Origin of the sequence: Paraburkholderia sp. J11-2 (assembly GCF_905220185.1) — a bacterium.
Lineage (GTDB): Bacteria > Pseudomonadota > Gammaproteobacteria > Burkholderiales > Burkholderiaceae > Paraburkholderia.
This window is the reverse complement of the sequence record NZ_CAJMYY010000007.1, coordinates 52,715-66,963: the sequence shown is the minus strand read 5'-3', so window position 1 is coordinate 66,963 and position 14,249 is coordinate 52,715. Positions and strand designations below refer to the sequence as shown.

Genomic DNA, 14,249 nt, shown 5'->3' with positions numbered 1-14,249 from the left:
GCGCTTGCGTCGACTCATCATTTCGAATATATTGGAAATATGGAAGAGAAAGACATCATCCGTGCCCTCGCGGCGCTCGCCCACGAATTGCGCCTGCGCGTGTTCCGCATGCTGGTCGTCGCCGGCCCGGGCGGATTGACGCCGGGCGTGATCGCGGCGCAGCTCGATATTCCTAACGCGACGCTCTCCTTTCACCTGAAGGAGTTGATGCACGCCGGGCTGGTCACGCAGGAGCGCGAGGGGCGCAGCCTGATCTACCGGGCTGCCTATGAGCAGATGAACGCAGTCCTCGGCTTTCTGACCGAGAACTGTTGCCAAGGGCAGCCTTGTCTGGATCAGGGCGCCGGTTCATGCCAATGCTGATGGAGAACCCTCATGAAGCGGTTTCATATCCACGTCCACGTTGACGATATCGCAGCCAGTGTCATGTTCTATTCGAAGCTGTTCGGCGCTGAGCCCACGCGCGTCGAGGCGGACTACGCGAAATGGATGCTGGACGATCCCCGCGTGAACTTTGCGATATCCACACGCGGCGCGAAAACCGGCGTGGACCACCTGGGTTTCCAGGTCGACGACCCAGCCGAGCTGGCCGAACTCGCCCAGCGTGCGCAGGCCGCGGACATGGCGCTGCTCGACCAGGGCGAAACCACCTGCTGCTATGCGCGCAGCGACAAGCACTGGATCGTCGATCCGCAAGGGATCGCCTGGGAGCACTTTCATACGCTCGACAGCGCCGCGGTCTACGGCGAGAGCCGCCAGGGCGCGCAACCGTCAAGCGCGCCGGCGTGCTGCGGCCCGCGTGGCAAGCCCGTTGGTGTTCCCGTGAAGCCCGCTGGTTCGGCCTGCTGCTGAATGCGCATCGCGGCCGACACGATTGACAACCTGCTGTTGATTTGCACAGGCAATTCGCCATGACCAAGAACGTACTCATTCTCTGCACGCACAATTCCGCGCGCAGCGTGCTCTCGGAGGGCATGCTGAACCACTGGGCGCGCAAACTCGGCAAGGACGTGCGTGCGTTCAGCGCGGGCAGCGCGCCGAGCGGCCGCATCAATCCGTTCGCGCTCGAAGCATTGACGCGCGCGGGCATCGACACACAGGGCTATCGCAGCAAGAGCTGGGACGAGTTCGCGCAGGACGGCGCGCCGCCCATGCGTATCGTCATTACGGTGTGCGACAGCGCGGCCGCCGAGGCGTGCCCGTTCTGGCCCGGCAGCCCGGTCAAGGTGCACTGGGGCTACGCCGATCCGTCGAATGCACCGGGCGGCGATGAAGGCAAGCGCCAGGCGTTCGAGCTTACGCGCCAGGCCATCGGCTATCGCATGTTGCAGTTGCTCGAGCTTCCCCTCGAGCGCCTGGACAATGTCGAGCTTCAGCAGGCGCTCGACGACATCCTGCAGAGCTAATCACTTCTTTATCGAGTTGTCCCATGAGCGCCCCCAACGTCGCCGCTTCGCGCAAGACGGCTCCGAAGCCGGCCATCAGTTTCTTCGAGCGTTACCTGAGTGTATGGGTCGCGCTGTGCATTATCGCGGGCATTCTGCTCGGCCAGGTGCTGCCCGGCGTCTTCCAGACGATCGGCCGGATGGAGTATGCGCACGTCAATCTGCCGGTCGGCCTGCTGATCTGGGTGATGATCGTCCCGATGCTCGTCAAGGTCGATTTCGGCGCGCTGCATGAAGTGCGTCAGCACGTGAAGGGCATTGGCGTCACGCTTTTCGTGAACTGGCTGGTCAAGCCATTCACGATGGCACTGCTCGCATGGCTCTTCATCAAGCACCTGTTCGCGCCGCTGCTGCCCGCCGGGCAGCTCGACAGTTACGTCGCCGGTCTGATCCTGCTTGCGGCGGCCCCGTGTACGGCGATGGTCTTTGTCTGGAGCCGGCTCACCGGCGGCGATCCGCTCTTCACGCTCTCGCAGGTGGCGCTGAACGACAGCATCATGGTCGTCGCGTTTGCGCCGCTCGTCGGCCTCCTGCTCGGCATGTCGGCGATCACGGTGCCGTGGGCGACGCTGCTCACCTCGGTCGTGCTTTACATCGTCATTCCCGTGATCCTCGCGCAGATCGTGCGCCACGCGCTGCTCGCCAAAGGGCAGGCGGCCTTCGACGCCGCCATGGCGAAGATCGGTCCGTGGTCGATCACCGCGCTGCTCGCAACGCTCGTGCTGCTGTTCGCGTTCCAGGGCGAGGCCATTCTGAAGCAGCCGCTCGTCATCGTGCTGCTCGCGGTGCCGATCCTGATCCAGGTGTTCTTCAATTCGGCGCTGGCGTACGGGCTCAATCGCGCGGTCGGCGAAAAGCACAACATTGCCTGCCCGTCTGCACTGATCGGCGCGTCGAACTTCTTCGAACTGGCCGTCGCCACGGCAATCGGCCTGTTTGGTTTCAACTCGGGCGCCGCGCTCGCGACCGTCGTGGGCGTGCTGATCGAAGTGCCGGTCATGCTGCTCGTCGTGCGCATTGTCAACCGGTCGAAGCACTGGTACGAGTGCGCCTGAAGATTCAAGGAGAACAAGTGTGTCTGAGCTGGCGAGTGACCTGACGACCGACCTCCCGCAGGTCGATCCGGTGCTGTTCCGCGTCCCCGATATCAAGCGGCTGCAGGCCGCGAAAGCCTCTGTGCATGCGCCGCGCATCCTGCTGCTCTACGGCTCGCTGCGCGAGCGCTCGTTCAGCCGCCTGCTGAGCGAGGAGGCCGCACGACTGCTTACGGCGATGGGCGCCGAAGTCCGCACGTTCAATCCGAGCGGCCTGCCGCTGCCGGACGATGCGCCGGACACGCACCCCAAGGTGGCCGAACTGCGAGACCTGGCGCTGTGGTCGGAAGGCATGGTCTGGTGCTCGCCGGAGCGTCACGGTGCGATGACCGGCATCATGAAGTCGCAGATAGACTGGATTCCGCTGTCTGTCGGGGCAGTGCGGCCGACGCAGGGCAAGACGCTCGCGGTGATGCAGGTCAGCGGCGGCTCGCAGTCGTTCAATGCGGTCAACCAGATGCGCGTGCTCGGGCGCTGGATGCGCATGCTGACCATCCCGAACCAGTCGTCGGTGGCGAAGGCGTTCATGGAATTCGACGACGCCGGCCGCATGAAACCCTCGGCGTATTTCGACCGCGTCGTGGACGTCATGGAAGAGCTGGTGAAGTTCACGCTGCTCACGCGTGATATCGGTCCGTATCTGGTTGATCGCTACAGCGAGCGCAAGGAAAGCGCCGAGGAGCTGATGAAGCGAGTCAACCAGGCCAGCATCTGAAGTCAATTGGCTCGCAGCACGTCCGGTTCGCCGGTCATCGAGGTTTCAACCGATGAGGTCGGCGCCTGTCGTGAGCACGATCTTGCCAAAGTGCGTGCCGGAGTCGATCAGCTCATGCGCGCCGCGAGCATCGGCAAGCGCAAACGTCTGGTAGACGACCGGCTTGACGGTGCCGCGCTCGATGAGCGGCCAGACGTGCCTTTCCAGTTCGCTGATGATGGTCGCCTTGTCCGCGGCTGTGCGCGAGCGCAAGGTCGAGCCCATATGCGTGAGGCGCTTTGTCAGCATCGGCACGAGGTTGAGTTCCTTCGCCGGTCCCTTGATCACGCCTACCTGGACGATCCGGCCGTCCATGGCGGCGGCTTCATAGTTTCTGCCCACGTAGTCGCCCGCAATGATGTCGAGGATCACGTCGACGCCTCGCTCATCGGTCGACCGTTTCGTTTCGGCCACGAAATCGCTCTCGCGATAGTCAATCGCTACGTCCGCGCCCAACGCGAGGCTGGCCTCACGGTGCGCCTGCGAGCCCACGGTCGTGATGATTTTCGAAGCGCCAAACGCCTTGGCCAACATGGTCGCCGTCGTACCGATTCCTGATGCGCCGCCGTGGATCAGCACGGTTTCGCCAGCAGCGAACTTGCCGCGCTGGAACAGGTTCAGCCATACCGTCATGAACGTTTCCGGCATGGCTCCCGCTTCCACCAGCGTCAGACCGTTAGGAATGCGCATGGTATTGCAGGCGTGCGCGACTGCATACTCCGCATAGCCCCCGCCGGGAATCAACGCACAGACCAGTTCGCCGATGCGCAATTCAGTCACGTCCGCGCCAATGGCAACCACTTGACCCGCCACTTCGAGCCCCGGAATGTCCGACGCGCCGGGGGGCGGATCATACAGCCCCTTGCGCTGGAACACGTCCGGACCGTTGACGGCTGCGGCATGGATGCGAATGAGAACCTCGTCGGCGGCCGGCACCGGCACCGGGCGCGTAGTCGGCACCAGCACCTCAGGGCCGCCGGGTTGTTTGATCTCGATGGCCGTCATCGACGACGGGACGCGAAAAGTTGACGCAGACATGGATACGACCCCTTCTATGGATGAGGCTCGTTTGATCCGGGCGGACCAGTGAACGAGCAACTCTTGAAGCCAGTATAGGGCTCGACTTTGATGAATTCGCGCAGCATTATTCGCACCGTGGGATGCAAATTTGCATCAGGAGGGTGAGGCGATGAACTGGGACGACGCGCGCGTGTTTCTTGCGGTCGAGCGCGAAAAAACGCTTCGTGGGGCGGCCAGAACGCTCAATCTCGATCAGGCGACGGTCGGCAGACGAATCGCGGCACTGGAGCACGCGCTGCGCGCCACGCTCTTTCTGCGCACCTCCGACGGATATGCGTTGACCACGGCCGGCGAGGCCGCGCTGAAATCGGCGGAAAAAATGGAGCACGCCGCGCACGAACTCGTCAGACGAACTCAAGGCACCGATACGCGGCTTGCGGGAGACGTACGCGTCACGAGCACCGACTCTATCGCGCTGGAATTCCTGCTTCCCGCCATCGAGCGGTTGCATGCTGTTCATCCGGAAGTGCGCGTGCTGCTGGACACGTCCACACGCATGCTTAGCCTGGCAAAGCGTGAAGCCGATATCGCGGTCCGCTCAGTGCGCCCGGATAACCCCGATCTGGTCGCGCGGCGCCTCGCCCGGTGGCCGATGGCGCTCTTTGCCTCGCATGCGTACATCGAGCAGCACGGCACGCCTGTTGCGGGCTCCGCATTCGCGGGTCACGATCTCGTCGTCTATCAGGGAAACTGGACGGGTCATCGATTGCAGACTCTGGCAGGCGAACCGATACACGCGGGGCGCATCGTCTCGACCTTCAATACGAGCCTCATGCTGCGCAGCGCGGTCAAGGCCGGCATCGGCATTGGCGAGCTTCCGATCCATCTGGCCGAACATGACGGACTCGTGCAGCTATGGCCGGAGCCCCCACGTGGGGCTGTCTATGAAATCTGGCTCGTCACGCATCAAGACCTTCGGCATACCGCGCGCATCACAGCGATGATCGAGCATATCGTCGCCGCATTCGAAGATCACACGATTCACACGAAATAGGCACGCATGGCATCGCGACGCGTGAAACGCCGGATGATGCCGCGTGCCATGCGTTTAACGCTACGCTGCGACGCTCGCCGATGACCCATCAGCCTCGCACGCCGTCACAGGAGCGCCGGCGACCGCGTTTGCTGCGTGAGCACACGACTCTGTTTCGACAGGCTCGATGGCAGCGGCAAGACCCGTCGCTGCCCGCACATGGCGTTCAAACAAGGCCCTGAGCTCAGGGCGCAGTCCATCGCCGCGTTGAGCCGCGAGTGCGTGAAGCGAGAGAAACGGCAACATGATAGGACTCCAGTCAATGAAGCGATTCGAGCGCACCCTGCTTCGTCCCACGATCTCGTCTACGGTGCGCTTGTGTGGACACGATAGGGCGGCGCCTCGACGCCGGCACTCCGATTCTTGCTGCCTGATTGCGTACGGCAGGCATCCAGTCCAGCCGTCAGTGCAAGTCTTCGCGGACTGGATTACGCTGATGTTGGGAACAGCGTAGTTGCGAAAAGAGCCACTTCAGAACGTTTGGATTCGTCATGTCCAGGAAGCGCAATCGACAAGAGATGGATTGCGCTTCTCTCCACTTGCAATGTACGGAGTCCATGCCATGCAGAGTGAATCGAAGGATGGTATTGCCCGGCGCGATTTCATCAAGACAGCGGTTGCGCTGGTTGGCGCAACGACTGCACTGGCCGGGCAAAGCGGCGTCGCGAACGCCCAAGGCACGACTTCGCCGCCCGGCCGCAGCGGTGGGACGCGTTACACCGGGGATGTGATCCAGGGAAAGAAGGTCATCAGCGCGCTCGACGTCAGTGACCTGGAACGCGGCAAGAAGCATATGTTCTATTTCCAGGGCGTGCAGATGCCGACCGGGCAGGACTGGTATGTGTCGGTCATCGTCGTTTGCGGCGCGAAGCCGGGCAAGCGCGTCGCGCTGATTAGCGGCGTGCATGGCGACGAAATGAGTCCGGTGCATATGATACAAACCGTGATTGGCCAGCTCGATCCGGCGCAAATGTCCGGGACCGTACTGGCTGTGCTCGACGTATCGCGCCCCGCGCTAGAAGCGATGGAGCGCAGATGGCCCAATTCGGGCAGAGGCGTCGACCTCATCGACATCAACCGCGAATGGCCTGGCAATGAGAATGGCGCCAGCGCGCCGAGCCGTCACGCGGGCCTGCTGTTCAACCGGCTCCTGCGGCCGAACGCCGACTACGCATTGGATTTTCATACTGGCACGACGGGCATGGACCTGACTTCATTCAATCTGGCCAGAATGGAACTCACCGAGCCGCGCGCAATGGCGGAGCTTTTTCCCATCGCCCAGATTTTCGACAATCCTGCGTATCCCACGTTGCTGGCCAACGCGCTGATCGATGTGGGGATCCCGGCTATTACGCCCGAGATTGGCGCTGCGCGCGTGTTCGATTTCGACCTGATTCCATTGTTTGTCGAAGGCACGATGAATGTGCTCAAGCGTTATGGCGTCGTTCCCGGTGCAATGGGACGCACCGGGCGCGACTCCGGGATCTTTGTGGGCAATAGCGCTCATACGATCCTGACGACGCACGGCGGCTTCGTCGAACTGCTGGTCAAGCTCAACGAGAAGGTCAAGGTGGGGCAGAAGGTGGCGATTCAGCGCAACACGTTTGGCGAAGTGGTTGCGGAGTACACGACCTCGGTTGCAGGCGAGGTGACAGGGCGGCGCAACGATGCCACGGCCGAGCCCCGCATTCCGATCGTGATGATTCTTTATCAGAGCCCGGCCAGAGAAAATCCTGAGGACTACTCCGAGTGATCATGGTGCGCTATTGCCTTTGGCCCAGAATGTGAATGAGGTTCCCTTCGGGGTCGCGGATCATCGTCGAGGAAATGGCGGGCGTGAGTGGCGCGTGCGCCCAGACGATTTCCACGTCGCGCTTCGCGAGTGTGGCAGTCGTACCCGCAAGATCGGCGCTCTCCAGCACCAGCGCTTTCCAACCCGTTTCGTCCAGGTGCTGCGGCGGCGGTGTGCGCTTTGCCGCGACCTTGGGCGTGCCAATTCGCGAAACGAGTTCGAGCCGGAAGCCCATGCCGTCGAGCATGGCGTAGTCCGCGCCTACGGCATCGAAGTGCCCCTTCGCTGCGATGGCGAGGCCAAGTACGTCGACATACCAGGCAACCATGGCGTCGAGATTCGCAACGGCGAGCGCGAAATTGTTTAGACGTAGTGCGGGTGCAGCCGTTGGCTGCGGCGATTGTGCGGTACTCATGAGCCGGGCTCCTCGTTAGAGAGACGCATCGCGGGCAGCGCCGCGATGCGTCTGGAAAGCGTCAGACGTTTTGGGGGAACAGCGCGCGACGCGTTTCTTCGTCGAAGTCGGTCTTCAGCGTGAGCCGTTCCTTCAGTGCGAGCGCACGTGCGGCGGCGGGGCGGTTGCCGATTTCGTCGACGAGGCGTTTGACGTTGGCGTAGTCACTCAGTCCTTTTTCGCCAAGAATGTAGCCGGCGAACATGGCCCAGCCCCACAGCGCCATATCCGCAATCGAGTAGTGCTCACCTGCCAGATACCGTGTTCTGGCGAGCCGTTCGTCGAGCACGCGATAGTGACGCTCGACTTCCTTCAGGTAGCGGTTGCGCGCATAGGGCAAGGGCTCCGGCGTGTGGTGCTGGAAATGCACGGCCTGACCGGAGAACGGCGAGAGCCCCGTTGCCACGAACATCAGCCACGAGAGCATTTCGCCGCGCCCGGCAGCATCGGCGGGAACGAACTTGCCGTGCTTCGTGGCGAGGTGCAGCAAGATGGCATGCGAATCGAAAACGGTCGCGTCCTCGTCGGTGATGGCGGGCACCTTGCCGTTCGGATTGACGTTGCGGAATGCCGGCAGATGTTGCTCGCCCTTGAACGTGTCGACGGCGATCAGCTCGAACGGCAATTCCAGCTCTTCGAGCAGAAGGGCCGCTTTCATGGGATTCGGCGACGGGTGGAAGTAAAACTTGATCATTGAGGTTTCCTTTGTAAAGCAGAAGAGAAGGTCGATCGGAGATGAAGCAGTAGTTCAAACCCGCGTGGGTCGCGCGCACTGCGAGACTGAGCGCGTCTCACTGACGTAATGGTGGGCGAGCAACGCGCGATTGCCGTTCGAACTGGTGGATGAAATCGTTCGACAGCGTCGAACATGTTGCTGCGTGGGCGTGACGTGGTGGGGGAGTGGATTGACGGCGACGACTGGGCATGCCACGCGCCTTTCGTGAAGCCGTCGCGGATGACTTCCGATTCCTCAGCGCATTCACTGCTTGCGATCCGTTGATGGCTTTTGCGACTAACGGTCTGATTGTTGCCGCGCTGCGAAATGACGTTGACGCCGTGGAGGGTGTGCCGCCCCGCAAGACGCTATCCAGAGAACGAAGGGCCCAACATTCAGGCACGTGGAATGCGGATTGATTCGTGACGATCTACGCGATTGGGGGAGGAGCTCATGCAAATTCAATCGACCCGATGGTTTCCGTTGGCCCGGTATGCGCCGGTTCGCGAGGGATGGTATGAGGTCCGCCTTGTAAGCGGGGATACGGCATTCGCGAATTTCGCCGCTGGCGAATGGACCGAAAAGCCGCTACTCGTCTTCACGCACTGGCGCGGCCTGAGTTCAGATCCGGCCAGGTCTGCCGACGTCGAGACAATTGACGCGGCAGCGACGGCAGCGGTCGGCGTACGCGCGGTGTGGAATGCGTTCTTTCCTGGCGTTGGCGACGAGCAGCATAAGCCGCTCGAGGCGATTCACGACGCACCGGTGAAAGACGGCAAGTGACGCCGCGCCTTGACGAGCTTTACATCGGTACGCACGCTTCGGCTGCGGTCCCGGGAGTCTGGATGGCGGTGAGTCCATGTTGATCGGAGCATGGACTACATCGCCGGCGAGGGATGGGAGAGACGCGCTCAACTGAATATCGTTGTGTACACGGCGTGACCGGCAGAGCGGTCAGCACGCCGCGACGAATTCACACGATTCAGGAGACACGCATGAGCAAACCCCAAGTGGTGGCGCTGACCCGTGCAGGGTCGGCCGTCATGCCCCGCAACTGCACTTTCGATTCCCGCGACTGGGAAATCTTGCACCGCTACTGGCACCCCGTTGCCTTCGCGCACGACCTGAGCGATAAGCCGCTCGGTGTCACGTTGCTCGACGAACCGCTCGTTCTGTTCCGCTCGGAAGGGCGGATCGTCGCGGCGCGCGATGTGTGTCCTCACCGTGGCGCGCCGCTGAGCCGTGGCTGGATGAACGGCGCGAATCTCGTTTGTCCCTATCATGGGCTCGAATATGGCGCGAGCGGCAAATGCAGCTTCATTCCCTCGCAGCCGGAAGGCCCGATTCCCGAGCGCCTGTGCCTGACGACATACGCCGCGCAAGAAGCGTATGGGCTCGTGTGGGTGTCGCTTGGTGGCGGCGAGCTGCCGCTGCCCGAGTTCCCTGCGTGGAACACCGAGGGGTATCAGCAAATCCTCCCGCCTTCTATCGATATCCACGCCTCCGCCGGGCGGCAAACCGAAGGCTTTATCGACGTCGCGCATTTTGCGTGGATTCATCACGACAGCTTCGCGGAACGCAGAAATCCCGTTGTTCCGCAGTACTCCGTGGAGTGGCGCCCGAACGGTTTGCGCGCGGAATACGTGAGCACCGTGAGCAATTTCCCGAAGTCGATGCAGCAGCGTGCGCCAGAGGGTTTTCTGTGGCGCAGGGTGTTCGAGGTCGACGTGCCGTTCTTCGCGCGGCTGACGGTGCACTTTCCCGAGAATGGACGATTGGCAATCCTCAATGCTGCAAGCCCGGTGTCCGCGCGACTCACGCGCCTGTTTGTGCCGATCGCGCGTAACTTCGACAAGGACTTGCCGCTCGACGACGTCTATGCGTTCAACCGTCAGGTATTCGAGGAGGATCGCGCGATTGTCGAGTTGCAGTGTCCCGAAGAACTGCCCGTCGACCGCTCCCAGGAGGCACCGATTCTCGCCGATCGCTCCTCCGGTGCGTACCGGCGCGCGCTCGCGGAGATCGGGCTGGGGCAGCGCTATGTACGTTGACTTTGTGCGTTGATGCGGCGGGAAAGGAGCGACCATGAAGATCTGGGAATGCGTGATTTGCGGGTTTCGCTACGACGAGGCCAAAGGGCTGCCCGAAGCGGGCATCGCGCCCGGTACACGCTGGGAAGATGTACCTGAGGACTGGATGTGCCCGGACTGCGCGACGGGCAAGCACGACTTCGAAATGCAGGTGGTGAGCGTATGAGCGAGGATATCATCGGCGGGGCACAAGGCGATCCACTCGTGATCGTCGGCACGGGCCTCGCGGGCTATACAGTGGCGCGCGAGTTTCGCAAGCTCGACGCCCACACGCCTATCGTTATCGTGAGCCGCGACGACGGCAGGTTCTATTCGAAGCCCACATTGTCGAATGCGCTTGCGATGAAGAAGGCGCCGCACGAACTCGCGAGCTTCGACGCGCAGGCGATGGCCGCGCAACTGGATGCACGTATCTGGACCCATCGCCATGTCGAACGCATCGCGCCAGACGAGCGTGTTGTTGTCGTCGATGGGCAGCGGCTGCGCTATCGCGCGCTGGTGCTCGCGCTGGGCGCGGACCCGCGGCGCGTGCCGATCGAGGGCGATGGCGCGGCAGACGTGCTGTCGATCAACGATCTCGGCGACTACGCGCGTTTTCGCGAGGCGCTTGCGTCGCGTCATTCGGTGGCCATACTCGGCGCGGGTCTGATCGGGTGCGAGTTCGCGAACGATCTTGTCGCTGCGGGGCATCCGGTGTGTCTGATCGATCCGGCCAGCGCGCCGCTCTCGCGGCTGCTGCCGGAGCAGGCGGGTGCAGTATTCGCCAGTGCGTTGTCCCGCGCAGGCGTCGACGTTCGGCTCGGCATCGGGGTCGCTGCCGTTTCGAGGCGCGATCCGGGATATCGTCTAACGCTTACGGATGGCGCCACGCTCGAGGCCGATATCGTGGTCTCGGCGGTCGGCCTCGTGCCGCGAACGGCGCTCGCGAGCGAGGCCGGCTTGCGCGTCGATGGCGGCATCGGTGCAGATGCGTGGTGCCGCACCAGCGCGCCGCACGTCTATGCACTCGGCGACTGCGCGGCTATCGACGGCCGGGTGCAGCCCTATGTGTTGCCGATCATGCATGCGGCGCGTGCGCTCGCGCGCACCTTGTCGGGAACGCTCACGCGCGTCGATTTTCCGGTGATGCCCGTTGTCGTGAAGACGCCGGCCGCGCCGGCCGTTGTCGCGACACCGGGCATGCCGGGCGGACGCTGGAGCGTCGAAGTGGCCACGCACGAGTCGCCCGAGTCGGTACGCGCGATATGCGAAGACGCGGGGACAAAGCGTGTCACCGGCTTTGCTCTCATTGGCGGCGCCACCGCGCACAAGGCCGCGCTATTGAAGCAGATGGCGTCCGGCTCGAACGGGTCGTTGACCGGCTAGGCGAGGCATAGCATCACGACAACCGGACGCGGTCACGCGCGTCCGACGACAGGCAGCTTCCACTGACCGACCCCTGTTGCGCTCTGGCGTTCGTATCCGGTTACCAGTCCTCCGGGCACGAGCGCCGGACGTTTGCCGCCGCGAGCCATGCTCGCGGTTCTTTTTAAAATGATTCGGGTTCCGAAATTTATCGCGCGAGTCCCTTGGCGATCTGGGCCACGAGGTGGCGCAGCCAGATTGCGGCCGCACCGCGATGCGTGCGGTCATGCCAAAGCTGGTAATAGGTGAGTGCCTGGCGCTCGCCGGGAATGGGCTCCATGCGCAGATCGAGCAGATTGCAGTAGTGCGCGGCCAGCGCGCGCGTGGTCGTGAAAAGCAGGTTCGAGCGCATCAGCACATACGGCGCCATGCCGAAGTACGGCAGGCTGGTCGTCACGTTGCGCGACAGGCCGCTGCGACCCAGTTCGATATCGATGGTGCCGAGTCCCGCCGCATGATGCGTGGTGACGGCCAGATGCGCGGCCTCCTGATACCTCTCCCGGGTCAGCTTGCCGGGCTTGATCGGGTGTTGCGCACGCATCAGGCAGACGAGTTCGTCCTTGCACAGCGGCTGGAGGTGCAGATGCTCGGGCGGTGTGCGCCAGTTGCCAATCACGAGGTCGAGCGCACCGCTTTCCAGACCATGCTCGTAGCCGCCATTCACCATCATCAGATGCTGAAACTCGATACGTGCGCGCGGCGCTTCGGTATGGAACGCATCGACGATAGCGGGCAGGAAAAACACGTCCAGATAGTCGGGCGAACCGATATGAAAAGTCCTGCGCGTCGTGGCGGGATCGAATGCCGTGGTGGGATGCAGTACGGCGGCGATGCCCGCCAGCGCCTGCGCCGTGGGCTCGATCAGCGTGAGCGCGTGCGTCGTGGGCACCATGTGGCTGCCGCTGCGCACGAGGAGCGGATCGCCCGTCATCGCACGCAGTTTGCGTAGTGCGACGCTGATTGCCGGCTGCGTTTGGCCGAGCAGCGCGGCAGTGCGCGAGACACTGGCTTCGCAGATGAGCGTATGGAGAACCTTCAGCAGATAAGAGTCGATGACTTCCCGGGACATGCAGAACACCGTTTCGATTGACGCCGTTCCTAGCTATATACGGTTCGATATAACGGTGCGTCAATTCCGGGGAAATGCCTGGCCACGCGTGTGTGCCTTGCAGATTCGGGCTTATAACGGAAGGTGCATCTGCACTATGTGCGAGGCCGCATGCACGAATTCATGCGGCCGCGCGCTAGCGCTCAGTGATCCGCGCTTGCCTCGCTGCTCGCTAGCGCGAACGCGCGGATGGCGCTGGTCGTTGCGTTTGCGCCTTTCGCGCGGTCCACGACAAGGACAACGTGGCGCGTCTCGTCGACGGCTACGCCACGCGCGTCCTGGAAGTCGTCGGCGAGGCTCGACACCGTGCCGTCCGGCGTGATGCGGCAGAATCCGTGCGCGCCACATTTTGTGTAGAGCGCTCCGGATGCATCGGCGGCGAGCAGGTCCGGGCTTTCGATTTTCGCGAACGCCGTGCCGCTGTGTGAGGGCTCCGGTTTGGCCAGCAATTCGGCGAGGTCGTAGCGCAGAATCTCACCCGCGCCCTGGTCCGCGACAAACAGCGCGCCGCCGTGGACCGCGATTCCCACAGGCTTCGCAAGACCACTGACGAGATCGCGCTCGGTAGCGGCGTATGTCGTCAGGTCGTAGCTCACGAGGCTGACGCCGCCCGTTGGCGGCTCGTTTTCCCGCTTGATGAACCAGCTCGACAGCGCACGGCCGGGACCGATCGATACGAGTCCCAGTCTGCGTCGCCCGGAAGCCGGACCGCTCAGGGCATGGGCGTCACCGGCGGCGGAAACGACGAAGAGGGCGCCTGTCTTGCCAAAGCCAAATCGTTGGGCGAGCAGTGCGTCAGGCCGCAGGAACACGAACTGGCTGAGGCTGTTGGGCTGACCCGCGATAGCGGGCAGGCTGGCATACGGGCGGAAGTCCGACTGGTTCGAAGACCACAGGATGTCGTTGCTCCGGTCGTCGGTGATGAATAGCGCGCCGTCACCGGGGCGCACGGCGATTGCGTTCGGCTGGGCGTTCAGGTCGACGCGCGTGGGTGCAGAAAATGGCGCGCTGTGACAGCCCGCGATGGCGAGGAGCGTTGCTGCCAGCGCGTGCCATGTAAGCCGCCGCGCGGCGCGGCCCACGCCGAAGGCTCTCGATAACGTGATTCCCGGCATGACGGCTCCTGGCATGGCGTTCGGGTGAGGGCGCATCGCAACTCCGGAGCGCAGAAAAACGGATTCTACGTCGATAGCGCGTTCGTCATGCAACGGCTAGATATTCTGAATCAGCGCGCCAAGCTCGACTATCGCTATATACAGTGTAATATTTCGATTCCGGAA

The 14,249-nt window shown here is 62.9% G+C and carries 16 protein-coding genes; 11 read left to right on the top strand and 5 right to left on the bottom strand.

Going from position 1 to position 14,249, the window contains the following annotated elements:
- Positions 1–39: 39 nt before the first annotated feature.
- The 5 genes from U5A57_RS11740 to arsH are packed head-to-tail and all read left to right on the top strand — an operon-like array spanning position 40 to position 3,254.
- Positions 40–363: a metalloregulator ArsR/SmtB family transcription factor gene (locus tag U5A57_RS11740; protein WP_321910977.1), complete on the top strand. Its 324-nt coding sequence runs from the start codon at positions 40–42 to the stop codon at positions 361–363.
- 12 nt (positions 364–375) lie between these two features.
- Complete coding sequence (locus tag U5A57_RS11735; RefSeq protein WP_321910975.1) at positions 376–852, top strand: ArsI/CadI family heavy metal resistance metalloenzyme; 477 nt, start codon at positions 376–378, stop codon at positions 850–852.
- A 59-nt stretch (positions 853–911) separates the two neighbouring features.
- Entirely contained in the window at positions 912–1,406 is a 495-nt protein-coding gene (locus U5A57_RS11730) for an arsenate reductase ArsC (protein WP_321910973.1), read from the top strand.
- A gap of 23 nt (positions 1,407–1,429) precedes the next feature.
- The gene (gene arsB, locus U5A57_RS11725; protein WP_321910972.1) at positions 1,430–2,500 is read left to right on the top strand and encodes an ACR3 family arsenite efflux transporter; all 1,071 of its coding nucleotides are present in this window, start codon (positions 1,430–1,432) and stop codon (positions 2,498–2,500) included.
- Between the two features lie 19 nt (positions 2,501–2,519).
- Positions 2,520–3,254, top strand: a complete 735-nt coding sequence (gene arsH / locus U5A57_RS11720) for an arsenical resistance protein ArsH (RefSeq protein WP_321910970.1) — start codon at positions 2,520–2,522, stop codon at positions 3,252–3,254.
- 45 nt (positions 3,255–3,299) lie between these two features.
- Here arsH and U5A57_RS11715 read toward each other — a convergent pair whose 3' ends face one another.
- Positions 3,300–4,331, bottom strand: coding sequence for an NAD(P)H-quinone oxidoreductase (locus U5A57_RS11715; RefSeq protein ID WP_321910969.1), 1,032 nt, complete (start codon positions 4,329–4,331; stop codon positions 3,300–3,302).
- A gap of 151 nt (positions 4,332–4,482) precedes the next feature.
- On the opposite strand from U5A57_RS11715, the gene U5A57_RS11710 reads away from it, so the two are divergent.
- Together U5A57_RS11710 and U5A57_RS11705 are read left to right on the top strand one after the other, a co-directional pair.
- Positions 4,483–5,367 (top strand): LysR family transcriptional regulator, encoded by an 885-nt coding sequence (locus tag U5A57_RS11710; RefSeq protein ID WP_321910968.1) that lies wholly within the window; start codon positions 4,483–4,485, stop codon positions 5,365–5,367.
- A gap of 493 nt (positions 5,368–5,860) precedes the next feature.
- On the top strand, positions 5,861–7,159 hold the full coding sequence (locus U5A57_RS11705; protein ID WP_321910967.1) for a succinylglutamate desuccinylase/aspartoacylase family protein: 1,299 nt from the start codon (positions 5,861–5,863) through the stop codon (positions 7,157–7,159).
- A 10-nt stretch (positions 7,160–7,169) separates the two neighbouring features.
- On the opposite strand, the gene U5A57_RS11700 is transcribed toward U5A57_RS11705, so the two are convergent.
- Positions 7,170–7,613 carry a VOC family protein gene (locus tag U5A57_RS11700; RefSeq protein ID WP_321910965.1) on the bottom strand — a complete coding sequence of 148 codons (444 nt, stop codon included), beginning with the start codon at positions 7,611–7,613 and terminating at the stop codon, positions 7,170–7,172.
- 61 nt (positions 7,614–7,674) lie between these two features.
- A complete protein-coding gene (locus tag U5A57_RS11695) occupies positions 7,675–8,346 on the bottom strand; it encodes a glutathione S-transferase family protein (RefSeq protein WP_321910963.1) in 672 nt (223 codons plus the stop codon).
- Positions 8,347–8,820: 474 nt separating this feature from the next.
- Here U5A57_RS11695 and U5A57_RS11690 point away from each other — a divergent pair, with 474 nt between their 5' ends.
- The 4 genes from U5A57_RS11690 to U5A57_RS11675 all read left to right on the top strand — a co-directional run bounded on the left by U5A57_RS11690 (position 8,821) and on the right by U5A57_RS11675 (position 11,822).
- Positions 8,821–9,150 carry a hypothetical protein gene (locus tag U5A57_RS11690; RefSeq protein ID WP_321910962.1) on the top strand — a complete coding sequence of 110 codons (330 nt, stop codon included), beginning with the start codon at positions 8,821–8,823 and terminating at the stop codon, positions 9,148–9,150.
- Between the two features lie 212 nt (positions 9,151–9,362).
- Positions 9,363–10,418, top strand: coding sequence for an aromatic ring-hydroxylating dioxygenase subunit alpha (locus tag U5A57_RS11685; protein ID WP_321910960.1), 1,056 nt, complete (start codon positions 9,363–9,365; stop codon positions 10,416–10,418).
- A gap of 34 nt (positions 10,419–10,452) precedes the next feature.
- Positions 10,453–10,623, top strand: coding sequence for a rubredoxin (locus U5A57_RS11680; RefSeq protein WP_321910959.1), 171 nt, complete (start codon positions 10,453–10,455; stop codon positions 10,621–10,623).
- Positions 10,620–11,822 (top strand): NAD(P)/FAD-dependent oxidoreductase, encoded by a 1,203-nt coding sequence (locus U5A57_RS11675; protein ID WP_321910957.1) that lies wholly within the window; start codon positions 10,620–10,622, stop codon positions 11,820–11,822. The genes U5A57_RS11680 and U5A57_RS11675 overlap by 4 nt, the downstream gene beginning before the upstream one ends.
- A 187-nt stretch (positions 11,823–12,009) precedes the next feature.
- Here the strand turns inward: U5A57_RS11675 and U5A57_RS11670 are convergent, their stop codons facing one another.
- The gene (locus tag U5A57_RS11670; RefSeq protein WP_321910955.1) at positions 12,010–12,930 is read right to left on the bottom strand and encodes a LysR family transcriptional regulator; all 921 of its coding nucleotides are present in this window, start codon (positions 12,928–12,930) and stop codon (positions 12,010–12,012) included.
- Positions 12,931–13,112: 182 nt separating this feature from the next.
- Entirely contained in the window at positions 13,113–14,084 is a 972-nt protein-coding gene (locus U5A57_RS11665; protein WP_321910953.1) for a hypothetical protein, read from the bottom strand.
- Positions 14,085–14,249 lie beyond the last annotated feature (165 nt).